The organism is Staphylococcus kloosii, assembly GCF_032139365.1.
GTDB lineage: Bacteria > Bacillota > Bacilli > Staphylococcales > Staphylococcaceae > Staphylococcus > Staphylococcus kloosii_A.
In genome coordinates this window covers 93,164-117,339 of sequence record NZ_JAVTDB010000053.1, presented here as the reverse complement: position 1 = coordinate 117,339, position 24,176 = coordinate 93,164, and the positions used below count along the sequence as shown (strand labels likewise).

21 protein-coding genes are annotated in these 24,176 nt (G+C 33.5%); 1 reads left to right on the top strand and 20 read right to left on the bottom strand.

The genetic code is table 11. From position 1 onward, the window contains the following. Positions 1-54: 54 nt before the first annotated feature. From glnA to hflX, 4 genes are all read right to left on the bottom strand, one after another. Positions 55-1,395 carry a type I glutamate--ammonia ligase gene (gene glnA / locus RPL90_RS07235; protein WP_313547302.1) on the bottom strand — a complete coding sequence of 447 codons (1,341 nt, stop codon included), beginning with the start codon at positions 1,393-1,395 and terminating at the stop codon, positions 55-57. A 22-nt stretch (positions 1,396-1,417) separates the two neighbouring features. Continuing rightward, positions 1,418-1,786 carry a MerR family transcriptional regulator gene (locus tag RPL90_RS07230; protein ID WP_313547300.1) on the bottom strand — a complete coding sequence of 123 codons (369 nt, stop codon included), beginning with the start codon at positions 1,784-1,786 and terminating at the stop codon, positions 1,418-1,420. Between the two features lie 252 nt (positions 1,787-2,038). Further along, complete coding sequence (locus RPL90_RS07225) at positions 2,039-3,277, bottom strand: methionine gamma-lyase family protein (RefSeq protein ID WP_313547299.1); 1,239 nt, start codon at positions 3,275-3,277, stop codon at positions 2,039-2,041. Next, positions 3,274-4,530, bottom strand: coding sequence for a GTPase HflX (gene hflX, locus RPL90_RS07220; RefSeq protein ID WP_313547298.1), 1,257 nt, complete (start codon positions 4,528-4,530; stop codon positions 3,274-3,276). The genes RPL90_RS07225 and hflX overlap by 4 nt, the downstream gene beginning before the upstream one ends. Before the next feature lie 106 nt (positions 4,531-4,636). Here hflX and RPL90_RS07215 point away from each other — a divergent pair, with 106 nt between their 5' ends. Next, on the top strand, positions 4,637-5,110 hold the full coding sequence (locus RPL90_RS07215; RefSeq protein ID WP_313547296.1) for a glutathione peroxidase: 474 nt from the start codon (positions 4,637-4,639) through the stop codon (positions 5,108-5,110). A gap of 114 nt (positions 5,111-5,224) precedes the next feature. Here the strand turns inward: RPL90_RS07215 and hfq are convergent, their stop codons facing one another. The 16 genes from hfq to RPL90_RS07135 form a co-directional block, all read right to left on the bottom strand. Beyond that, positions 5,225-5,434, bottom strand: coding sequence for an RNA chaperone Hfq (gene hfq / locus RPL90_RS07210; RefSeq protein ID WP_061854789.1), 210 nt, complete (start codon positions 5,432-5,434; stop codon positions 5,225-5,227). A 4-nt stretch (positions 5,435-5,438) separates the two neighbouring features. Further along, complete coding sequence (gene miaA, locus RPL90_RS07205) at positions 5,439-6,383, bottom strand: tRNA (adenosine(37)-N6)-dimethylallyltransferase MiaA (RefSeq protein WP_313547294.1); 945 nt, start codon at positions 6,381-6,383, stop codon at positions 5,439-5,441. Between the two features lie 5 nt (positions 6,384-6,388). Beyond that, positions 6,389-7,330, bottom strand: coding sequence for an alpha/beta hydrolase (locus RPL90_RS07200; protein ID WP_313547292.1), 942 nt, complete (start codon positions 7,328-7,330; stop codon positions 6,389-6,391). Positions 7,331-7,590: 260 nt separating this feature from the next. Next, a complete protein-coding gene (locus RPL90_RS07195) occupies positions 7,591-9,264 on the bottom strand; it encodes a glycerol-3-phosphate dehydrogenase/oxidase (RefSeq protein WP_313547290.1) in 1,674 nt (557 codons plus the stop codon). 142 nt (positions 9,265-9,406) lie between these two features. Continuing rightward, positions 9,407-10,909 carry a glycerol kinase GlpK gene (gene glpK, locus RPL90_RS07190; protein ID WP_313547288.1) on the bottom strand — a complete coding sequence of 501 codons (1,503 nt, stop codon included), beginning with the start codon at positions 10,907-10,909 and terminating at the stop codon, positions 9,407-9,409. A gap of 154 nt (positions 10,910-11,063) precedes the next feature. Next, a complete protein-coding gene (locus tag RPL90_RS07185) occupies positions 11,064-11,882 on the bottom strand; it encodes an MIP/aquaporin family protein (RefSeq protein ID WP_313547286.1) in 819 nt (272 codons plus the stop codon). Between the two features lie 452 nt (positions 11,883-12,334). Beyond that, positions 12,335-12,868 (bottom strand): glycerol-3-phosphate responsive antiterminator, encoded by a 534-nt coding sequence (locus tag RPL90_RS07180; RefSeq protein ID WP_313547285.1) that lies wholly within the window; start codon positions 12,866-12,868, stop codon positions 12,335-12,337. Between the two features lie 12 nt (positions 12,869-12,880). Beyond that, complete coding sequence (gene mutL / locus RPL90_RS07175) at positions 12,881-14,794, bottom strand: DNA mismatch repair endonuclease MutL (RefSeq protein ID WP_313547284.1); 1,914 nt, start codon at positions 14,792-14,794, stop codon at positions 12,881-12,883. 12 nt (positions 14,795-14,806) lie between these two features. Then, a complete protein-coding gene (gene mutS, locus RPL90_RS07170) occupies positions 14,807-17,383 on the bottom strand; it encodes a DNA mismatch repair protein MutS (protein ID WP_398573856.1) in 2,577 nt (858 codons plus the stop codon). A 280-nt stretch (positions 17,384-17,663) separates the two neighbouring features. Further along, positions 17,664-18,155, bottom strand: a complete 492-nt coding sequence (thiW, locus tag RPL90_RS07165; protein WP_313547280.1) for an energy coupling factor transporter S component ThiW — start codon at positions 18,153-18,155, stop codon at positions 17,664-17,666. A gap of 34 nt (positions 18,156-18,189) precedes the next feature. Continuing rightward, positions 18,190-18,555 carry a YlbF/YmcA family competence regulator gene (locus RPL90_RS07160; RefSeq protein WP_313547278.1) on the bottom strand — a complete coding sequence of 122 codons (366 nt, stop codon included), beginning with the start codon at positions 18,553-18,555 and terminating at the stop codon, positions 18,190-18,192. Next, a complete protein-coding gene (gene miaB, locus RPL90_RS07155) occupies positions 18,555-20,111 on the bottom strand; it encodes a tRNA (N6-isopentenyl adenosine(37)-C2)-methylthiotransferase MiaB (RefSeq protein WP_313547276.1) in 1,557 nt (518 codons plus the stop codon). Before miaB ends, RPL90_RS07160 begins: the two co-directional genes overlap by 1 nt. A gap of 201 nt (positions 20,112-20,312) precedes the next feature. Beyond that, complete coding sequence (locus RPL90_RS07150; RefSeq protein WP_313547274.1) at positions 20,313-20,609, bottom strand: thiamine-binding protein; 297 nt, start codon at positions 20,607-20,609, stop codon at positions 20,313-20,315. A 131-nt stretch (positions 20,610-20,740) separates the two neighbouring features. Beyond that, positions 20,741-21,358 (bottom strand): poly-gamma-glutamate hydrolase family protein, encoded by a 618-nt coding sequence (locus RPL90_RS07145; RefSeq protein ID WP_313547272.1) that lies wholly within the window; start codon positions 21,356-21,358, stop codon positions 20,741-20,743. 88 nt (positions 21,359-21,446) lie between these two features. Next, the gene (locus RPL90_RS07140) at positions 21,447-22,313 is read right to left on the bottom strand and encodes a 2-oxoacid:ferredoxin oxidoreductase subunit beta (RefSeq protein WP_061854802.1); all 867 of its coding nucleotides are present in this window, start codon (positions 22,311-22,313) and stop codon (positions 21,447-21,449) included. Continuing rightward, complete coding sequence (locus RPL90_RS07135; protein ID WP_313547270.1) at positions 22,314-24,074, bottom strand: 2-oxoacid:acceptor oxidoreductase subunit alpha; 1,761 nt, start codon at positions 24,072-24,074, stop codon at positions 22,314-22,316. Between the last annotated feature and the right edge of the window lie 102 nt (positions 24,075-24,176).

Genomic DNA, 24,176 nt, shown 5'->3' with positions numbered 1-24,176 from the left:
CATAGCCTTAACTATGATCGTTTATATTAAGTGCTAGTCCCCTTTACTTAGCACCTAGTATTGTTTCATGTATTGATCTCTTTCCCATTCTGACACTTGTGTTCTGTAGTAATCCCATTCTATTGATTTAGAATTTAAGAATTGATTATAAATATGGTTACCAAGTGCTTCTTTAATTACTTTGTTTTCACGCATTGATTTAAGCGCAGTGTATAATTGTGAAGGTAGATCTTCGATACCGATTGCTTCACGCTCATCACGGTTCATTTCGTAGATATTTTGATTTACAGGTTCTGGTACTTCTAATTTGTTTTTGATACCGTCTAAACCAGCTTGTAAGATTGCAGCTAATGCCATGTATGGGTTTGCTGCAGGGTCTACTGAACGAATTTCAACTCTTGTTGATAATCCACGTGAAGATGGTACACGAATAAGTGGTGAACGGTTTTTACCACTCCAAGCGATGTAACATGGTGCTTCATAACCTGGCACTAAACGTTTATAAGAGTTTACTAATGGGTTACATACTGCAGTGAAACCACGTGCATTTTTAAGAATACCAGCAATAAAATGGTAAGCATCTTTAGTTAACTGCATGTCGCCATCTGGATCGAAGAACGCATTTTCTTTACCATCAAATAATGATACGTTAAAGTGCATTCCACTACCATTAACTCCAAATAATGGTTTTGGCATAAATGTCGCATGTAGGTTATGTTGTCGTGCAATTGTTTTAACAACTAGTTTGAACGTTTGGATATTATCACAAGCTGTTACAGCATCTGCATATTTAAAGTCGATTTCATGTTGTCCTGGTGCTACTTCATGGTGACTTGCTTCAATATCGAAGCCCATATCTTCTAATTCTAGTACGATATCACGACGACAGTTTTCACCTAAGTCTGTTGGTGCCAAGTCGAAGTATCCACCGTCATCATTTAATTCTAATGTAGGTTCGCCTCTTTCATCTAACTTAAATAGGAAGAACTCTGGTTCAGGCCCTAAGTTTAAATCAGTGAATCCTAAATCTTGCATTTCTTTGAGCGTACGTTTTAAGTTCGCACGAGGGTCACCTTCAAATGGTGTACCATCTGTTTTATAAATATCGCAGATTAAACGAGCAACTTTACCTTGACCAGCTGTCCATGGGAAAATTACCCAAGTATCTAGGTCTGGATAAAGATACATATCAGATTCTTCGATACGCACGAATCCTTCGATAGAAGAACCATCAAACATCATTTCATTATCTAAAACTTTTTCTAATTGGCTGACAGGAACTTCAACGTTTTTAATCGTTCCTAAAATATCTGTAAATTGTAATCTTAAATATCTTACATTTTCCTCTTTGGCAAACTTGTGAATATCTTCTTTTGTAAATGTACGTTTTGGCATTATGTAATGTCCTCCAGTAATTTTATTTAATAAATCGTGATAAGTCGCCACGATTTATCGGTAAAGCTTCTCGTTGTGGTTTTTGTGTCGTATCCATAATCATTCTTTTTCTTATCTCTTGTTCTTCTGTTGTTAAGTGTGCATAATCATCATTAAATATTTGTTTGATACCTTTAATATTAAAACCTTTTTCAATCAAGTTTTTAATTTCTAATAGTTTTTCTAAATCATTTAATGAAAACATGCGCTTATTGCCTTCTGTCCTTGAAGGTGTAATGAGTTCATGTGTTTCGTAATAACGTATCTGTCGTGGTGATAATTCACTTAATTTACTAACAACACTCATAGAGAAGACGGGCATATTTCGTCGCAATGCATCTTTTGACTTCATCTCCATCACCTCTATTTTTGAACTTATTGTTAATTTAGCATACTTAACAAAGTAATTCAAAGATATGTCATATTTCCTTACATATTTACAAAAACCGTCATTTCACTACTTCATAAGGTATGAGATCTATCTACACATAAATTTTTTGAAAATTTCCACAATCATATGTTTAATAATTTATAATTTCAACATAAAAAAACACCCATTCTCGTTAAAGGAATCGATGTTTTTGCTATTACTTAATTTTGAAAATTATACTAAATCATTTGCTCTTAAACGTTCTACTGCTCTTGTCACAGCAATTTTTACATGCTCATATGTTAAACCGCCTTGAATATATGCTTCATAAGGCGGTCTAATCGGTCCATCAGCTGATAGTTCTATAGAAGACCCTTGGATAAATGTACCGGCAGCCATAATTACATCATCTTCATAACCTGGCATATAAGCTGGTTCAGGGCTAAAGTGTGCATTGACCGGTGATGCGTGCTGGACGCTTTGGCAAAATTGTATCATTTGTGCTTTATCTGAAAATGTTACAGTTTGAATTAAATCGGTTCTCGTAACATTGTATTTTGGTGTTGTAGTCATTCCGAGTTTATCTAATAATAAACTCGTATATAATGCCCCTTTTAAACTTTGGCTCACGACGTGTGGTGCTAAAAAGAATCCTTGATACATATCTTGTAACGTATTTAAAGATGCACCCGCTTCTTTACCTATACCTGGTGCAGTCAAACGATAACCACAACGTTGAATCAAATCTTTTCTACCAGCAATATAGCCGCCTATTTTTGCTAAACCACCGCCTGGATTTTTAATTAAAGAGCCAGCAATTAAATCTGCTCCACATTCAATTGGCTCGCGTAACTCAACAAACTCACCATAGCAATTATCTACAAAGACAATGACATTAGGAAATTGTGCTTTGATTAATTGAATGGCTTGCTCAATTTCATCTAAATTTAAAGATGGTCGTTGATCATATCCTTTAGAACGTTGAATTGCGACAACTTTCGTCTGTTCACTCATATGTTCTAATACAGCTTGCGTATTAATGGCGCCATCTTGCAAATCAATTTTATTATAGATTACACCATGTTCTTGTAAACTTTCTATGCCATCACCGTTTATACCAATCACTTCTAACAATGTATCGTATGGGTCTCCGGTAATATATAGCAATTCATCATTGTATTTCAATGTGCTTTGTAAAGCTAACGTTATAGCATGTGTACCCGAAATAATTTGGGGCCGGACCAATGCATCTTCAGCTTTAAAGGTACGTGCATATATTTCTTCTAAATGATCTCGTCCAAAATCATCATATCCATAACCTGTTGTCCCTTGTAAGTCACTTTCAGTAACTTTAACGGCATGAAAGGCATCTAGTACTTTTTCTTGATTTGTTAATGCAATTTCTTCAATTGCATCAAAATAGGGTCTTAACGTTGTTTCAGTTTCTTTTACGAGTTGCTTAATGGCTGTCATTCGCTTTTACTTCCTTCATTCACTTTTTCATAACCTTTAACTTCATATGCTTCTTGTTCTTCATTAAAATTCAATTCAGTAACAAGTGTGTGTTGTTTTAAATAATATAGTCTATCCGCTTCATTACTAGCTAATGATACTTCGTAATAAGTTAATGTTCTTTTTATTTCTTCAATAAGTAAATTATTAACTACATCAATATCCTGTTCATCTTGGCTAGATACAAAAACATGTGGCTTATTAGAAGATGGTTGTACACCTTCATGTAAATCCTTTTTATTAAAAATAATTGCTTGTGGAATTTGTTCCATACTTAAATCTTTTATAATTTTATTGACCGTGTCATATTGAGTTTTATATTCAGGGTGACTACTATCTACAACATGTAATAATAAATCTGCATCTTTAGCTTCTTCTAACGTAGACTTAAAAGCGGCAATTAAAGTTGTTGGCAGTTTTTGAATAAAACCTACTGTGTCGGACAAGATAAAATTAAAGCCTTCATTAATTTTAATTTGACGCGTTTTCGGATCTAATGTAGCAAAAAGTAAATCTTGTTCATACGTACGCTCTTGTGCTAAGGCATTAAACCATGACGATTTACCAGCATTAGTATAGCCAATTAATGCGACTTGAAAGACATTGTTTTGCTCTCTTTTAGCTCTATAGCGTTCACGATGATCAACCACAGTTTGTAATTGATGCTTAATTTCATTCATACGTGTACGAATATGACGACGATCCATTTCTAATTTAGTTTCACCTGGACCTCTTGTACCGATACCGCCACCTAATCTAGATAAACTTCTGCCATGTCCTTGCAAACGTGGCATTAAATAATCTAATTGTGCTAATTCAACCTGCAGTTTACCTTCTTTACTACGTGCACGTAAGGCGAATATTTCTAATATCAACTGCGTACGATCAATTACTTTAATATTAAGTTGACCATTTAAAGATTTAGATTGTGCAGTTGTTAATTCATCATTTGTCACTACAACATCTATATCATAAAACATAATATAGTCTTTTATTTCCTCTAATTTACCTTTACCTACATAGTATTTATTATCAAAATGTGTTCTATTTTGTGTGAATTGTGCTTTAACGTCTAACTTACAAGTAGTTGAAAGTGCTGCTAATTCTTCCATAGTGGATTCAAAATCAAATTCTTCTTCCTCTTGGGCATGCACCCCAACTAAGATTGCACTTTCGAGTTTCTGATTCGTATTATGTGTTTTCTGTTGGCTCATGTCATGCACCTCATTTCAAAGTTTTTCTAAGCCATTTTATCATAGTGTGAATATAAAGACTATCATAGTAAATTATGTTAAATTAAAGTTAGCAGAGGTGATAACAATGAGTATTTATGATATTTCGGTACAGAAGTCAAACGGTGAGTCATATACATTAGACACTTATAAAGGTGATGTACTCCTCATCGTTAATACAGCAAGTGAATGTGGTTTCACTCCACAATTTGAGGGATTACAACATTTATATGAACAATATAAAGATCAAGGTTTAATGATTCTTGGTTTCCCTTGTAACCAATTCGGTGGTCAAGAACCTGGTTCAGGCGAAGAAGCTACACAAAACTGTAAAATTAATTATGGCGTCTCTTTCCCTATACATGAAAAGATTGATGTTAAAGGACCAAATCAACACCCACTATTCAAGTTTTTAACTGAATCACAAAATGGTTTTCTAAATGAGAAAATCAAATGGAATTTCACAAAATTTTTAGTTGATAGAGAGGGTCATGTTATTAAGCGCTTCTCTCCACAGAAGAAACCAGAACAATTAGAAGAAGATATTAAAGCTTTACTATAAATTACATTTTCAAAGACATAAAAAGAGGTTATAACAAAATTGATGATATACGTGACGTTAACGTATTCTACCAATTAAGTTATAACCTCTTTACTTTGACATTAATATTTTGGGTTACTCGCTATCGTCGATTGTAAAAGTACTAATTGCATGCTTGTAAATCAAGTGTTGCTTTTCTTGTGAAAACAAGCATACTGTTGACTCATCAAAATCTTCGATTACACCTTTAATTTGAAAGCCGTTAATTAAAAAGACGATTACGTTTGTCTTTTCGGCTTTAAAGCGCCCTAGGAATTGGTCTTGGTTGTTGTTCTGTGTAGTCATCTTACTAACTCCTTTTGTTTATTTGGGCGGAAACCTCATCTAAGATTAATGAAAGTGACTTCGTCTCTTTATTTAACCAAATCACGTCCAGTTTATTCTTAAACCAAGTCATTTGGCGTTTTGCATAATTTCGTGAGTGTTGCTTTAACTTCTCTGAAGCTTGTGCTAACGAAACACTCCCTTTTACTACTGGGACTATCTCTTTATAACCAATAGCTTGCATACTTTGACATGATTCATATCCATGTTTAACGAGCTGTTCTACTTCACTTAATAATCCGTTCTCCAACATTATATCTACGCGTTTATTTATTCTGTCATATAATAGGTCACGCGACATTTCCATCCCTAATAATAATGTATCATAATTTTCTGTGAATTGTTGTAATTTCTTGCGAGAACTTAAAAGTTTTTTTGTTTTTAAATAAAATTGGATTGCGCGTAATACTCTTTTTCGATTATTTGGATGTATTGCTACTGCAGACTCTGGATCAAACGACTTTAAGTAGCCATGTAATTCACTATTTGAATAACTTTCAAATTGCTGCATTTTTTCATCTAGCTTTTTGGCTTTTTCCGCACTTATCGTCTCATCTTCAAAAGCATAATTGTAAATAAGTGATTGTATATAAAGTCCCGTACCACCAACAATAATAGGTATTTTACCTTTAGCAGTTATCGAGTCTATTAATATTTGCGCTCTATTTTTGAAATCATATGCCGAAAAAGTATCATCTGGGTTTAAAATATCGATCATATAATGCGGAATGCCATCCATTTCTTCGTTCGATACTTTTGCTGTACCAATATCCATGCCTTTATAGACTTGCATAGCATCGCCACTAATAATTTCACCATTAATTCGTTTAGCTAATTCAATACTAAATTCAGTTTTTCCCACAGCTGTTGGTCCAACGATAACAACGATGAACGGTTTCTGTTGTTGCAAACTTATCACTCACTTTTCTGTATTCTCTGTGCTCTTAAAATTTGTTTATCAATCCATTCAAACATATGGTGCCATATTATATCGTGTTCTTTTTCAAATAAAATTTCATGGCGCTTATTTTTATATAAATGCACCGTAATATGTTTTACATTGCCTCTTTTGAATAATTTACCCAGTTTATAGATGCCTTTGCCATAATTGCCTAATGGGTCTTCTTTACCAGAGATCATCAGTATTGGCATATTGGGATTCATCTGCATTATGGATTTATGTTTACTCGTTTTGACAATATGTTTTACAGTTTGATAAATCAATTGATTAGAAACTAAATATCCTGTTCTTTCATCTTTAATAAATGCCTGAACTTGTGCATGATCTGATGACAGCCAATCACTTTTTGTCTTCACATGTTCTATTCGCTTATTTAATGATTTATACATTAAATTATTTACCCAATTTAATTTTTTACGTTTACCACAGAATAATGTTATACATTTCAATGCTATTTGTAACGTATAGCCTACAATTTTTGGATAATAGCCAGTACCTGTTAAGATCAATCCATTTATAGACTGTGGATATTTTTGTGCAAATAGACGTGCGATAATTGATCCCATTGAATGACCAATGACAATATATGGTAAGTCTTTATAATTTGCGCATAAAGTTTGGGCGATTTCAAATGCATCTTCTGCTACTTGATTAAAATCATCAATATGTCCAATGTTCTTTTCAAGTTCTTCTTCATTATGACCCCTATGATTATGTCTAATAACATCATATCCCTGTTGATTTAAAGCTATTACTAATTCGTCATATCGTCCCATATGTTCTGCCATGCCATGAAAAATATGCACTACACCGATTGTAGACTTTTTAGCCTTATTTAATTTAACTTCTAACGTTGCACCGTCAGCAACAGTTATTTTTAAATTATTTTGATCCATGTAGCTTGCCTCCGATCATGACTTTAAATTTTATCTTAATTCCACATATAATGTTATTTACCACAAATAATAAGAATATAGTCACTTTTGAACTATGCGTTTGTATATACATTTTATAAAACTTAGTGCTTTCATACAACAGCTACACTTAAAATGTTATCTTGCTTTATGTAATAAAAAAGTTACTCTAAAAAGGTATATCCAATCTAGAGTAACTTTTAAAAATTAAATTGTAATGAAAACCAAACTGCGTATGTTTATTATTCTTTAACTGCTGGCTGATTGTTACCAGTTTGTGCTTCGTCGATCGCTTTTTCAAGTTCTTTAGTATATAAATCTTTTTGAACTTCATTGTAACCTAATAATTCAGCCATTACGTTGATAACTTTTTCTTTATAATTTAGAACATCTTTGATGTTGAAATAAAGTTTACCAGTACGACGAATTAAGAAGTCTGTTGGTTTAAATACCATTTCATTTTGAATTGAGTAAATAAGTTCAGTGTAAATATCAAGAGGTAACCCACTATCTTGATTTTTAGCTGTTTGTGCAATTTTGAATAAATCTTCAGCATTTGAACCATATTTCGATGCAAAGTGACGTGCATTGTGCTCATCAATTTGGTAAGCTTTTGCATCTTCAACTTTTTGTTCGATGAAGTTTTCAAAGTTTGCACTTCCACCTACGTCACCACCAGAAATTTTCAATTCTTTAGTAGCACAAGGTTTAAATTTAAGTTTGTATTCTTCTTTTAAGCGCTTAGCTAATAAATCAACGATTTCTAAAGCCATGTGACGGTAACCAGTAAGTTTACCACCTGCGATAGTTAGTAAGCCTGATTTACCTTCCCAAACTTCGTCTTTACGAGAAATTTCAGATGGATCTTTACCTTCTTCTAAGATAAGTGGTCTTACACCAGCCCATGATGATTCAATATCACTATCAGATACGTTTACATCAGGGAACATATAATTAATCGCATCGATTAAATAATCTCTATCTTCTTGAGTCGCTAATGGTGAAGTTTTGTCGTTGTCGTAAAACGTATCAGTAGTACCTACATAAGCTTTGCCTTCACGAGGAATAGCGAAAATCATACGTCCATCTTTTTCAGTATCAAAGTATACTGCTTGTCCTAATGGGAATTTAGATTGATCGATTACTACGTGGATTCCTTTTGTTAAACGTAATTGTTTATTATTACGTGCATAGTCACCACTACGTACTTCATCTACCCATGGACCACTTGCATTGATAACTTTTTTAGCTTTGATTGGATAAGTTTCACCATCAAGTTGGTCTTCAACATGAATACCATTTACTTTTTCGTTGTTATCATATGTGAAATGCACAGATTTAGTATGGTTAATGATCGTTGCACCTTTTTCTTCAGCACGTTTCATAACTTCAATTGTTAAACGCGCATCATCAGTACGATATTCAACATAAGAACCGCCACCTTTAAGGCCATCTTGTTTAACTAATGGTTCTTTTTCTAAAGTTTGTTTTTTGTTTAACATTGTTTTACGTTCAGCTTTTTTTACGCCTGCTAAACGATCATACATAGTTAAACCAATAGCAGTAGTAAATTTACCCATGCTACCACCTTTATGCATTGGTAATAACATACGTTCAGGTGTTGTTACGTGTGGACCATTTTCATAAACGATTGCACGTTCACGACCAGTTTCAGCTACGACACCAACTTGTAGTTGTTTAAGGTAACGTAATCCACCGTGAACTAATTTAGTAGAACGTGAACTTGTACCTTGAGCAAAGTCTTGCATTTCTACTAAAGCTACTTTCATACCACGGTTACTAGCATCTAAAGCAATACCAGCACCTGTGATACCGCCACCGATAATTACTACATCATAATTATCTTCTTTTAAATTTTTCTTAATCTGTTCTCTTTTTAGTGTAGATAAACTCATAAACTGAGCGCCTCCTATAAATTAAAAAAGTAGAGACCTATCCTATACATATATTATTGTACGAACAGAGTCTCTACTTCTCATGTGTATTATTAACTTACCCACATTGTAGCATAGTTAATTATTAAAAGTCTAATTAAAATTATTCTTCTTCTAATTTAAAAACTTGTGTTGCTTCTACAGCTTTTTGCCAGCCTTTATATAATTTCTCGCGTTGTTTTTCTTCCATCTTAGGTTCGAATTTCTCTTCAAGTTTCCAACGATTAGCAATTTCATCTTTACTACTCCAGAAATCTACAGCTAATCCTGCAAGGTAAGCAGCACCTAACGCTGTTGTTTCACTGATTTCTGGTCTTTCAACACCAACGTTTAATAAGTCAGCTTGGAATTGCATAATAAAGTTATTTTTAACTGCGCCACCATCGACACGTAAGTTATTAACTTCGATTTGAGAATCACTGTTCATCGCTTCTAAAACGTCACGCGTTTGATAACATAATGATTCTAGTGTTGCGCGAATGAAGTGTTCTTTTTCAGTACCACGAGTTAGACCAAAGATAGCACCACGAGCTTCGGCATCCCAATATGGTGTACCAAGTCCAACAAATGCTGGCACAACGTATACACCTTCTGATGATTCAACGCGTTCAGCATAATTTTCAGTTTGTGGTGCAGAGTTAATCATGCGTAAACCATCTCTTAACCATTGAATTGCAGAGCCTGAAACGAAAATTGAACCTTCTAACGCGTAATTGACTTTACCGTCTAAACCATAGGCAATTGTTGTTAATAAACCATTTTTAGATGTTACAGCTTCTTCACCAGTGTTCATTAACATGAAACCACCTGTACCATAAGTATTTTTAACATCGCCTCGGTTGAAACACGCTTGACCAAACAGTGCAGCTTGTTGGTCACCAGCAATACCCGCAATTGGTACTTCATGTCCGAAGAAATGATAATCAATAGTATTAGCATAAACTTCACTCGATGCTTTAACTTCTGGTAACATACTTTCAGGAATTTCTAGAATATCTAATAATTCTTTATCCCATTCTAAGTCATATATGTTATAAACTAATGTACGACTCGCATTAGTGTAATCTGTGATATGTGCTTTTCCACCTGATAATTTCCATACTAGCCATGAATCGATTGTACCAAATAAAAGATCGCCATTTTCAGCTTTTTCTCTGGCCCCATCAACATTGTCTAAAATCCATTTAACTTTAGTACCCGCAAAGTAAGGGTCTAATAATAAACCAGTTTTTTCACGGAATTTATCTTCTAAACCTTTATCTTTAAGTTCTTGACAAATACCTTGAGTTTGACGAGATTGCCAAACGATTGCGTGGTATATGGGTCTGTTTGTTTTCTTATCCCATACAACAGTAGTTTCACGTTGGTTTGTAATACCAATACCTGCAATTTGTTCTGGGCTAATATCATTTTCGTTAAATACTTCTGCAATTACTGCTAAAACAGAAGTCCAAATTTCGTTAGCATCGTGTTCAACCCAACCAGATTTAGGGAAGAATTGCTTGAATTCTCGTTGTGCAACTCCTTTAATCGTACCGTCTTGATTAAATAAAATCGCTCTAGAACTAGTTGTTCCTTGATCTATAGATAGAATATATTTTTCCATAATAGTCTAACTCCCTTTCTCAATATCATCTCTTATACGTTCATTAACCATTTTAAAGTTAAATAAATCATTATTAAAGATTTTTGTTATAAATTCTTTGATTCATAATTAAATTAATGTTATCCCAATCATTGTAACATGTGCTTTTACTTAATTAATAAATAGATTCAACATCTTTTTGTTTATTACTTTTGTTCAATACTAAACCTAATACTAATGCAATAATAACTACGATAAGGCCAATAACTGATCCAGCGTCAAAGTCACCTTTGTAGAATAATCTATAAATTACTGCACCAAGCATACCACCTGCAATTGGACCTAAAACTGGAACGATTGCATATCCCCAATTTGATTTCCCTTTACCAGCGATTGGAAAGATAGCATGTGCAATACGAGGACCAAGGTCACGAGCAGGGTTGATAGCATATCCTGTTGGACCACCTAAACTTAAACCAATTGCAATGATTAAACCACCAACAATAAGTGGATTTAAACCGTCAGCAATTTTGTTCGTACCGATATACAATAATCCTAAAGTAAGAATCATCGTACCAATAATCTCACTGATAAAGTTTGCAAAGTAATTTTTAATAGCAGGTGCAGTTGAGAATACACCTAACTTCGCATCTTGATCTTCTGTAGCCTTCCAATGTGGTAAATACATTAACCATACAAGCATACCACCGAAAATACCGCCTAGCATTTGACAAATTATGTAACCTGGAACCATGCCCCAAGCGAGTTGACCATCCATTGCCATTGCTAATGTTACTGCTGGATTCAAGTGTGCACCTGAAATATCGCCTACCGCATAAGCTCCCATTGATACTGCAAGTCCCCAACCTACTGCGATAACTATCCAGTCAGCTCCAAAGCCACCTGTTTTTTTCAAATTAACGTTGGCACAAACGCCACCACCAAATAAGACTAAAATTGCTGTTCCCAAAAATTCAGCAAAATATACACTCATAGAGATTCCTCCTAATAAAGACAAAGAGACTTCTACAAATTATAGCCAGTTGAACCACCGGTTTTCTCACTTGTAGAAATCTCTCATCTCTGTTCTATTATTAACTTGATTTAATCTTACACTTATATTGTAAGCGTTGTCAACAAATTCGTAAAAATTTTGTCACATTTAATTTTTCAATGTGCAATTATTCGTGTTATAAATTTTTTATTTTACATTTAAATACTAAGTTATATCGTATGTTATACTTTTATATTTTATATATGATTACAAATAAAAAATGGAGTAGAACAAAAATCTTATTTTTATAAGAAGGTTTTGTAGTCCCTCCTTAGCAAGGATAACTAGATTTGAAAGCAGCTTTAGATAAGCGCATTTTTAATTCCATCATCTACTACCCATATAAAAGTAGAGCCTGAAGACAATATGATGTCCCAGACTCTAGGTATTTTTTACCATAAGCTACGATCGCTCGAAGTGATATATTTTGCGCCAGAATTTATTGCTTGAATTACTTCATCTTGATCTTTAATCAATCCGCCAGCGATCACTTTAGCATTTGTTTCTTCACCAATAACTTTAATTGCTTTACTAGCAACGCCAGGTAATACTTCGACAAAATCAGGTTCTACTCGGTTAATCAATTCAATACTACGAGTCAATGCATGGCTATCAATAACAAATACTCTCAGTATTGACGTCGTATTCAATGCCTTAGCTTTTTTAATTACTTTTGTTTTAGTAGAAACAATGCCTTTAGGTTTATAATTTTGAATAACATATTCACATGCGAATTCATCATGGCTCATACCTTTAATTAAATCAATATGGACATATGTTTCTAAATTATTTTTGTTTAATAATTCCATGATGCTTTTTAAATGTCCAATATGAGTATCTAACAGTACACATTCTGTATAATCCGTATTAATCAGTTTTTCTAAATCTTTCATTGTTCTAATTGCAGGTAAAATATGTTGTTGCATTGGTTATGCCCCCTACATTATTCGTTTGAATAGTCGTTCTAATTCATAATTACTAAAATTAATTATAATTGGTCTGCCGTGAGGACAAGTGAATGGGTCTTCTGTTTCTCTTAACTGGTTTACTAAATCGGCCATTTCATTATTTTTTAAATAGTGATTGGCTTTAATTGATTTTTTACAACTCATCATAATTGCCGCTTCTTCGCGAATTTTACTAATGTTAACTTTTTTATGTTCTAATACATATTCAATCATATCTTTAATGATTTCTTCAGCTTCGACTTTAGGAAACCAAACGGGATAACTATCTACAATATAGTCATGACCACCAAATGGTTCTAATTTCACGCCTACTTTGGCTAATTCATCTTTATATTGTTCGATAATCATTAGTTCATCTTTTGAAAAATGAAATGTTAGAGGTATTAATAAATTTTGTACTTCATTAGAAACGTCGCCTATTTTATCCCTAAAATACTCGTATTTAATACGTTCTTGTGCTGCGTGTTGGTCTATCATAAACATGCCATTTTCATTTTGAGCAATAATATAAGTGCCATGAACTTGACCTACAACTTCCATATAAGGTACACGTCTAGCTGAAGAACTTGTTACTTTATCTTTAACTTCATCTTCATAATTAGCCGTATCATTATTAGTGTCATTGGCCTCAACATCTGCTAAAACTTGTCTTTGTTGCGCTTTATAACTATCAACGTCTTCTTTTATATTATCATTTGATGTACGCGCCGTATCATTTTCTTCTTGTTTTTGTGGCTGAGTAGTTTCTTCAACATAGTCGAGTGACTGAGTATTTTGTTCAGATTGTGCCTGTTGCATATCTTTACGACGTTGATCAAATTGAATTTTTTGTTGCTCAAATTGTTCTAACACTTTATTTTTTTTATTGATTTTATCCATATCATTATGAGGAATTAATATTTTGTCTTTAAATGCGTGTTGAATTTTTTCAACTATGAGTTTATATAATTGCTCTTCTTTTGATAATCGTACTTCTAGCTTAGTTGGATGCACGTTCACATCTACTAAAATAGGGTCCATCGTAATATTAATATAGCAAATAGGATAACGGCCTATTGTTAATAATGTATGATAACCTTCTAAAATAGCTTTATCCAAAATAAAGTTTTTAATATAACGACCATTGATAAAAATAGAAATGTAGTGTTTATTACTTCGTGAATGTTCTGGTTTAGCAACAAAACCTTCTAAATGATAGTCACTTGTATCACCAGATATATGCACTAAATCTTTGGCAACTTTCATACCATATATTTCGGCCATGACCTCGTTGGTTCTACCAGAACCGTTTGTATGAATAATCGTTTTCCCATCAGCCACTAACGAAATACGTATATTTGGATGACTCATTGCCATCCTGTTAATAATATCAGTTATTTTGCCCAACTCAGTATATAAGCTTTTAATATATTTTAATCTCGCAGGTGTATTATAAAATAACGACTCAACTTTTATATCTGTGCCTCGTTTTGCTTTTGCAGGCTTCTTATTTAAAATGGCTCCATTTTCGGCATAGATTTCATGGCCTTCTTCATTATCAGTACACGACTTCAAAGTTACCTTTGCTACAGATGAGATACTTGCTAATGCTTCACCACGAAATCCTAACGTTCTAATATGGAATAAATCGTCATCATCATCTAATTTACTCGTTGCATGACGATGAAATACTAAATCTAAATCATCTTCACTTATGCCAGTACCATTATCTACAACTCTTATTGAAGCAACGCCTGATTCTTCTACTTCTATATTAATTTCAGTTGCTTGTGCATCGATAGCATTTTCTAATAATTCTTTTACTACTGAGCCGGGTCTTTCTACCACTTCACCCGCAGCAATTTTATTTGCTAGTGAGGTTTGTAATTCTTTAATTTTACCCACTAAAGCTCACCTCTATTTCAATTGATTTTGTAATTCATTTAATTTAACCAATGCTTCAATAGGTGTCATATTTGATAAATTCATATTTTTAATGGCTAATTCCGTTTCGCTTTCTGCTGGTTGTTGCTCAAACAAATTAAATGCTGCTTGTTCAAATTGATTACTATTCGTATTCACTTCTTTATAAGCATTACTCTGCAAGTCACCATCATTTTGTAGCATATGTTTAGTATCCGATTGACTCGCATTATGTTGTTCAAATTGTTCTAATATTATTTGCGCTCTATCTATAACTGCTTCAGGTAAGTGCGCAAGTTTGGCTACTTGAATACCATAACTATCATCCACCGCACCATCTTTTACCTTATGCAAGAAGATAAGCTCCCCATTATATTCATTTGCAGCCACATGGACGTTTTTCAAACTCGGTAGCGTTTGATCTAAGGTCGTCAATTCATGATAATGGGTAGAGAATAAAGTTTTGGCTTTTGATGTATGGGCTACATACTCAATCATAGATTGAGCTAATGCCAAGCCATCATAAGTAGAAGTGCCGCGACCGATTTCATCAAAAATAATTAAGCTATGCTCAGTCGCATTAGCCAATGCTTTTTGCGCTTCTAACATTTCTACCATAAATGTACTTTTACCAGACACTAGGTCATCGGCTGCACCAATACGTGTGAATATTTGGTCGAATATGGGTACGACAGCCGAACTACAGGGTACATAAGCTCCCATTTGAGCCATGATACTTATTATCGCAACTTGACGCATATAAGTAGATTTACCTGACATATTTGGCCCTGTAATAAGATAAATAAATGTCTCTTGATCAAGCTTACAATCATTAGGCACATAGTCATTGTGATCCATCACTCGTTCTACAACTGGATGACGGGAATCTTGTAATTGTAATGTTTTATCCTTACTAAATGTTGGTCTGACGTAATTATATTTTTGTGCAATTTCTGCAAAGCTCTGAAGACAATCAAGTTCCGAAATAATTTTAGCTTGTTGCTGTAGCTTTTCTGTATATGTTTTAATATGTTCACGTAATTCACTGAATAATTGGTACTCTAAATCTATAGCTTTATCTTCCGCGCCAAGAATAATGTCTTCTTTTTCTTTTAACTCATCTGTAATAAAACGTTCCGCATTAGATAATGTTTGTTTGCGATGATATCCAAAGTGACTTGGGTCGAATCCTTGTAAATTAGCTCTAGTAATTTCAATAAAATAACCAAATACTTTGTTAAAACTAATTTTCAATGATTTTATGCCGGTACGTTGACGTTCTTTACTTTGTAATTCAGCTAACCAAGACTTACCATTTTGTGACGCTTCTAAATATTCATCAAGTTGTTTATTAAATCCTTTTTTAAATAAGCCACCATCTTTAACGGAAATGGGTGGTTCTTCCACTATACTATTTTCTAATACAGTCAATAAATCATCCAACGGTTCTAATGCCTCAAAATGAGCAGGCATTTTGTCATCAAAGTCGTTAAGTAAGGCTTTGATATTAGGAATTTCCATTATAGAGTGTTTGAGTTGAATTAAATCTCGTGCATTAACATTACCGTAACTAACACGTCCTACTAGACGTTCAATATCATATACTTGATTTAAATATCCACGTAACGTATCACGTTCAATGAAATGCGCAATAAATTGTTCCACAGTATCTAAACGTGCGTCTATTTGTTGTTGATGAATTAATGGACGATCTATCCATTGTTTTAATCTTCTAGCGCCCATTGGTGTTTTCGTTTCATCCATTAACCAGAGTAACGTGCCTTTTTTTGATTTCAATCTAATACTTTCTGTCAGCTCTAGATTACGTTTAGCGTAAAAATCCATTTTCATAAAGTCGACCGCTTCATATTTTGCAACGGCTTCTATATGAGACAAATCTCTTTTTTGCGTGTGATGTATATAATCTAATAATAATTGTGTTGCAGTATACATCACTTCATCTTCTAAAGAATTCACGCCATATTTCATATCAGAAATTGTTTCTGACACAGTTATTGTTTCGGTAGTTAAATTAATTTGTCTTTGTAATAGCTCTGGTAATGGTTTATGAACGACAATCTCATTAGGATTAATCGTTGTAATTTCATTTATTAAAGTCGCTTCATCATTAAAATGTGTAACTTTTAATTCACCCGTAGAGACATCACAATAGCTAAGAGCATAACGATTGTTATTATGAATAAAACTTAAAATATAATTGTTTTGCGTATCGTCTACGCCACCGTGTTCCATTACTGTACCTGGCGTTACGATTCTTACAACTTCTCTTTTTACCATACTTTTTGTTAATTTAGCATCTTCCATTTGCTCGCATATCGCAACTTTATAACCATTGTTAATCAGTGTTTCGATATAACTATCCGCAGAATGATACGGTACGCCACACATAGGTATCGGATTTTCTTTCTTGGCATCTCTTTTTGTTAACGTAATTTCTAATACTCTTGATGCTTCTTTTGCATCTTCAAAAAACATTTCATAGAAGTCGCCCAGTCTAAAAAATAATAAACAGTCCTGATATTGTGCTTTGATTTTTAAATATTGTTGCATCATTGGAGTTTCATTTGCCATCTCTATAGTTCACAATCCTTTTTCTTCTATATGTAATAGAATAATATTGATACAGTTTATGTATTTATGACATTTTTATTATTCTCTATATATTTAACTCTTAAATTTTAACATAAAAATATCTTGAAACCTATTTATGATAATTTATAATACAACATAACATAAATAAAAACACGAGACTTTTAATTAATTTCTCAATCTCCTAAACCATCTTAGGAAATTCAAAATTAAATGTTAAAATCTCGTGTCGTTTATATATTTATGATAAGAATTTTTTTAATAATCCTTTACGTTTTAAAATCATTAAGATGATGTAGCTTATGACGGAACCGATTACGCTTGAAACTATAAATGCTAGCATTAGAGGTTTAACTACAAAGTTATCTAAACCAATAATCCAAGCCACTGGTATACACATTAAGCTACCAATAATACCTGTACCAATAACTTCTCCTACCGCAGCCATAAATATATGCTTACGATAGTGATAAAAACCACTTGCAAGTAATACACCGATTATACTTCCAGGAAAGGCAAAGGCGCTACCTGTACCAAAAATTAAGCGTAACACCGATGAAATAATAGCTTGTGCCAGTCCGAACCAAGGCCCAACAAAAACGGCACATAATACATTGATTAAATGCTGAACTGGAGCAGCTTTTATTGGTCCTAATGGTATAACTATGATACTACTTAACACAACATTTATAGCTATAAACATCGCTGTTAATGTTAATTTTTTTGTGTTCAACTTAGCTTCACCCTTCCCTCTTGCAATTCACAGTTTATTTATTGTCGTCGTTTTCATGTAATCGATTCAATTGATCAGCCATTGTACTAATCATCATTTGCAATAAATCATTGGCTTCATATTGTAATGCTCTAAATTCTTCAACGATGGGAAGTGCATTGATATCTTGCTCAATCCCACTTATTTTACCTTCTGATTGTTTTAAAGCTTCAGTTTTACCATAATTTTGTAAATTAACCGATTGTTTTTGATTACGTTTTAACTCTTTCATACGTGCTTCAATGTTAATATTGTTATGAATTTGTTGTTCTACATCATGATAATCACGTACCGTATTTAATGATTGAATTTTTGCTACAATATCATCTGCTTCAGCTAAAATATCTTCTTTACTATACACTAATGGGTCACCACAGCTTTATTAGTTTCTGCAATAAAAGTACCATTTAATGAGTACTGTTTTGCTTCATCTATTTTAACTTTCACAATCTTACCAACCATAGATTTCGGTGCTTTAAAGTTTACTAGTTTATTCTTTTCAGTATAACCAGATAATACAGTATCGTCTTTTTTACTCGTTCCTTCACAAAGGACATTAACTGTAGCACCTTCATATTGGCTCATTGCTCTCTCTGAATAATAACCGACTTTTTTGTTTAATATTTGTAAACGTTCTTTTTTCACATCTTGAGGCACGTTATCTTTCATTTTAGCAGCTGGCGTGCCATCACGTTGTGAATAAATATAAGTGTAAGCATGTTCAAACTCAACTTCATCATATAATGTTAACGTTTCTTCAAATTGTTCTGCCGTTTCATTCGGATAACCAACAATAATATCCGTCGTTAATGCTACATTCGGAATCGCTTCTTTAATGCTTTGAACTAAAGCTAAATAACTTTCACGTGTATATTTACGTCCCATAATTTTTAATACTTGGTTATTACCTGATTGTACTGGTAAATGTATATGAGGCACAATATTGCCACCATTCGCAATCACATCGATCATTCTATCAGTGAAATCCCAAGGATGGCTTGTTGTAAATCTTACACGAGGAATATCAATTTTTGAAATATCTTCTAATAAATCACCTAAACCGTAGTCAAGACCATCGATATCTTTACCGTAGGAATTTACGTTTTGTCCGAGTAAAGTGATTTCCTGATAACCTTGACGTGCCAAGTCTCTCACTTCATCAATAATATCTTCTGGTCGTCTACTTCGTTCTTTACCTCTTGTAAATGGCACAATACAGTATGTACAGAATTTATCACAGCCATACATAATATTTACCCACGCTTTAATATTACCAGCTCTTACTTTAGGTAAGTTTTCAATGACATCACCCTCTTTAGACCACACTTCGACAACCATTGCTTTTGCTAAATATGCTTCTTCTAATATTTGAGGTAAACGATGTATATTATGTGTACCAAAAATCATATCAACGTTTTGATAAGATTTTAAAATTTTGTTAACTACTGATTCTTCTTGTGACATACAACCACAAACACCAATTAGCGTTTCAGGACGTTCTTTCTTAAGATGTTTTAAATTTCCTATTTCACTGAACACTTTATTTTCGGCATTTTCTCTTATTGCACAAGTATTAATTAAAATAACATCAGCTGTATTCATATCGTCAGTGGCTTCAAAACCTAATGCAGATAATATGCCCCCCATAACTTCTGTATCATGTGCATTCATTTGGCAACCATATGTTTTAATTAGGAAAGTTTTCCCTTTCCCCATATTGCGATATTTTTCTTCTATTTGAAAGTCGTCATTGTATTTAATTGTTTCTTTACCACGTTTTTTTGCCTCTTTTAAACTTGGTGGCTGATAAACGTGTTCGAAATATTTGCTATAGTCTTTTGTTTCTTTCTTAGCAGCTTTTTTATCACGTTCATCTAATATATTAATTGAAGTATGCTTTCTCTGCTCTTCATTCACTTTACAAAACCCTTTCTATGTCAAAGCACGAATAACACTTCTATGTGAAATGTTACTTATGGCGTGCTAGTTATATGCCGTAAACCATTATTATATTATATTAAATTTAATATCAAAGTGCAAAATGAATATAAAATAGAAGTGACTTAATCATACTGTGGAAAATTGAATTTCTCTTTGGATCGCTCTTAAGGTATGTTATTAAAATTCGTCATATTTACCAGTTAATGTTTCAATCGTTATCCCTTCTGGTACATGATAGAACTTAACTTGGCTAATCGTACTGGGCACTTCTAACTCAACCATGCGATCATTTAATTTTTGAATTAGAATAAGACATTCATTCATGTCACCTTGAATTGTAGTTTCTAAGGGACCCACTCTATATAGTAAACCTGAATCTTGAATTATTTTGATTGCCTCATCCACGTAAGGTATAACATCTTCATTGTTAGGCGTTTTAGGTATAATTTGAATACTCATTAATGTATCATCCATAATGATTGCCCCCTCATTAATTTTATTTAAGTTTAACAAATTAAGCGCTTATGAGATAGTTAAAATCAAGTATTGCTAATTTTTTACTATTAATTATTTTTAAATAACAAGCAGATTAGTATTACTTATTTTTATTGCCCCAATATATGAGCACATGTATTGGCAAGTTCATGCATACGTGGAGACCAATTATTTTCATTTTCTCTATCATATAAATTAAATTTATTATTTTTAAATAACATTTTACGTAGCGCGACGGTAATTTCTAATTGTACACCTTGTGAAGTCATACTTTGATTGACAAAATTATCTTTATGTATACCTGACATATGAGGAGGTGCAGGTGCCACTCTTATGTCTATATCAGTAAATGCTTGTGTAAGTTTCGTTTTTAATTCCTCATCACGCCCACCGATATAAATAATTTCTTTTGTACCATTACATCCATGTATTGAAAGCACTTGTTTTTTTCGAGATACCATTTGTAATAATTGAGGTTCGTCAAAATGTCTCGAAGTCACATGCAATTCATTATTTTTATTTCTCTTACATCCTTTAAAGGTATAAAATGAAAAATCACCTTTACGCGCTATGAGTTGAGCGAGTTCGGATGTACCACGTTCTATTGCGCCTCCATGAACAGCAGTAATGAGGTTTGAACTCGAATTATCGATGAGTTCAATGTTAAAGTCTTCATACTCTTGATTGTGCTGAAACAATTCGGTCATTGACTGATACTTATCTACCATGATTCATCTCCCTCGCATTTTATGCCATATAGTAAAACCTAGAACGTTTTATTGATAAAACTCGCTCTAGGTTTATTCACACAGTTAATTATACAAATTGTCCAATTAATTCGTTAAATTGATTTTCATCAATCTTGATATCTTTTTTTGCTAGAGGCGTATCATCTAGTTCTGCAATTTGAGATTCGTATGATGGCGTTTCTGTATCTTGATATACGATACCTTTTAATAATGATTCATAAGCTAAAACATTTTGCATTGCTTTTTGCTTGTCTGTAACATCATAATCTTCAATATCATCGATGCTCGTCAAGTTCTCTTTAAACCAATCATAAGTGTTTACTTTATTGTATGTTACACATGGTGAGAAAACATTTACAAATGAAAAGCCATCATGATTAATAGCATCTTCTATCATTTTAGTTAAGCCTTTAATATCACTAGAAAACCCTTGTGCTACAAACGTTGCACCTGAAGAAATAGCAATTTCTAACGGTGCTACATTTTGTTCAATATTTCCTTTAGGCGTCGACTTCGTAATAAAACCTGGCGCTGATGAAGGTGACGTTTGACCTTTAGTTAAACCATATATTTGGTTATCCATTACAATATAAGTCATATTCATGTTTCTACGTAACGCATGAATCGTATGCCCCATACCGATAGCGTAGCCATCACCGTCACCACCGGAAGCAATAACTGTTAAGTCTTTATTTGCCATCTTCACGCCTTGTGCTAATGGTAATGAACGGCCATGTATGCCGTGCACTCCGTATGCATTAATATAACCAGACAATCGGCCAGAACAACCTATTCCTGTTATTATCGCAACTTCTTCTGGTTCCAGTCCTACATTGGCTGCAGCTTTTTGAATTGCGGCCTGTACAGAAAAGTCACCGCAACCTGGGCACCAGTTAGGCTTCACATTATTTCTAAAATCTTTAAATGTTGCCACTTAAACCAGCTCCTTAATTTCTTTAGCTATTGCTAATCCTTTTTCTTCAATTTCATGAGGTAAGAACGGCGTACCGTCATATTTGGTTTGATTTACTAATTTATCGCCTAAAATTACATTCATTTTTATTATATTTGCAAGTTGACCTTGATAATTGTGCTCAGCAACAACTACTTTAGATGCTTTATCAACTGCTTCTTGAATAATTTTATTAGGGAAGGGGTGTAATTGTCTGATTTGTATGTGATTAACTTTGACGTCTTGTTTTTCCAAACGACTTTTACCTTCTTGAATGGCACCTTTAGTTGAAATAAAGCCTATATATAAAATATCCGCTTCTGAATGTGCTTCGTCTAATTCAACTGGTTCATTAATTAATAAGTGTTGTGTTTTGCGCATACGTTTTTCCATTTGTTGTTGGCGATTGTCTGCCGCTTCACTCGTTTTACCTTCTTCGTTATGTTCAACACCTGTAACGTGATGAATACCACCTTTTAACCCTGGTACTGGTCTAGGAGATACACCACTTTCTGTTAAAGCATAGCGTTTGAAATAAGTTTTATCATCTTCGTCTCTTTCAATGTCACTTTGTAGTAATTCACCACGATTAATGTCTATCTTATTATAATCTAATTGTTTCACAGTTTGTTTACCTAATGATAACTGTAAATCGCTTAGAATAATTACAGGACATTGATAAGCTTCAGCTAAGTTAAATGCTTCCATCGTTAAATAAAAAGCATCTTCTGCATCTGTAGGTGCTACTACAATTTTAGGAATATCTCCGTGTGTCCCGTATATCATTTGCATTAAATCAGATTGTTCTTGCTTAGTTGGTAAACCGGTAGATGGGCCACCACGTTGTGTATTAATGACGACGAATGGTGTTTCAGTCATACCAGACAAACCAATTGCCTCCATCATTAAGGATAATCCCGGTCCGGCGCTTGCAGTAAATGAACGTACGCCAGCATAGTTAGACCCAATTGCCATATTGGCTGCAGCAATTTCATCTTCGGTTTGTACAACTGTACCTCCAACTTTAGGTAAGTTCTCTATCATATATTCCATAATTTCTGATGCTGGTGTAATAGGGTATGCAGCCATAAATCTTGAACCAGCAGATAATGCACCTAAACCAATCGCATCATTACCAATCATATATAAATGAGGATCTTCGTTAGTATTGTTTAACTCGTAGTCACCAGTAACTGTATCCAATTGTTCATGCATCAAACGATAACCTTCATTTAATGCTTCTATGTTCATTTCTACAACTTTATCGCCTTTCTTTTCAAACATGTTCGTGATTAAAGATTCAAAAGTTGCAGTATCTAAATTCATAAGTGAACAAGTAGCACCCACTGCCACCATATTTTTCATTAATGCTGTGCCTAAGTCTTTGGCAGTTGCAGTAAAAGGTAAATCTATTAATTGCGCTTTGCAATCTTCAGGCTTTTCAGGTTTCGCCTTACTGTCCGCAAGAATAACGCTATCTTCTCGCATTTCGTGATGGTTCACTTCGATCGTTTCTTGGTCGAATGCTATCAAAATATCTAAATCATCACTTATCGCATGAACAGGCGTTGTTGATACTCTAATTTTATTGTTTGTATGTCCACCTTTTATACGACTAGAAAAATGTCTATAGCCATAAAGATAATAGCCTTTGCGGTTCATCGCCGTTGCAAAGATTTCTCCAGTTGATTCAATGCCTTCACCTTGTTGGCCGCCCACTTTCCATGATACTTGTGATTTCATATCAACTTGCCTCCTAGTGGTAAAATAGTTCATCTTTAATAATACCAAATAAAACCACCCTATTACTATGTATAGCGTGGTTAAAATTTATTTTCATACTAA

Bases quoted from the DNA above. Each gene is read 5' to 3' on its own strand.
- glpK (WP_313547288.1), bottom strand. From the start codon at position 10,909: ATGGAAAAATATATTCTATCTATAGATCAAGGAACAACTAGTTCTAGA.
- RPL90_RS07145 (WP_313547272.1), bottom strand. From the start codon at position 21,358: ATGGTAGATAAGTATCAGTCAATGACCGAATTGTTTCAGCACAATCAA.
- RPL90_RS07185 (WP_313547286.1), bottom strand. From the start codon at position 11,882: ATGAGTGTATATTTTGCTGAATTTTTGGGAACAGCAATTTTAGTCTTA.
- RPL90_RS07200 (WP_313547292.1), bottom strand. From the start codon at position 7,330: ATGGATCAAAATAATTTAAAAATAACTGTTGCTGACGGTGCAACGTTA.
- glnA (WP_313547302.1), bottom strand. From the start codon at position 1,395: ATGCCAAAACGTACATTTACAAAAGAAGATATTCACAAGTTTGCCAAA.
- RPL90_RS07215 (WP_313547296.1), top strand. From the start codon at position 4,637: ATGAGTATTTATGATATTTCGGTACAGAAGTCAAACGGTGAGTCATAT.
- RPL90_RS07150 (WP_313547274.1), bottom strand. From the start codon at position 20,609: ATGGATGATACATTAATGAGTATTCAAATTATACCTAAAACGCCTAAC.
- RPL90_RS07195 (WP_313547290.1), bottom strand. From the start codon at position 9,264: ATGAGTTTATCTACACTAAAAAGAGAACAGATTAAGAAAAATTTAAAA.
- RPL90_RS07225 (WP_313547299.1), bottom strand. From the start codon at position 3,277: ATGACAGCCATTAAGCAACTCGTAAAAGAAACTGAAACAACGTTAAGA.
- RPL90_RS07135 (WP_313547270.1), bottom strand. From the start codon at position 24,074: ATGAAATCACAAGTATCATGGAAAGTGGGCGGCCAACAAGGTGAAGGC.
- hfq (WP_061854789.1), bottom strand. From the start codon at position 5,434: ATGACTACACAGAACAACAACCAAGACCAATTCCTAGGGCGCTTTAAA.
- mutS (WP_398573856.1), bottom strand. From the start codon at position 17,383: ATGCAACAATATTTAAAAATCAAAGCACAATATCAGGACTGTTTATTA.
- hflX (WP_313547298.1), bottom strand. From the start codon at position 4,530: ATGAGCCAACAGAAAACACATAATACGAATCAGAAACTCGAAAGTGCA.
- RPL90_RS07230 (WP_313547300.1), bottom strand. From the start codon at position 1,786: ATGAAGTCAAAAGATGCATTGCGACGAAATATGCCCGTCTTCTCTATG.
- RPL90_RS07180 (WP_313547285.1), bottom strand. From the start codon at position 12,868: ATGCAACAACATATTTTACCTGCAATTAGAACAATGAAAGATTTAGAA.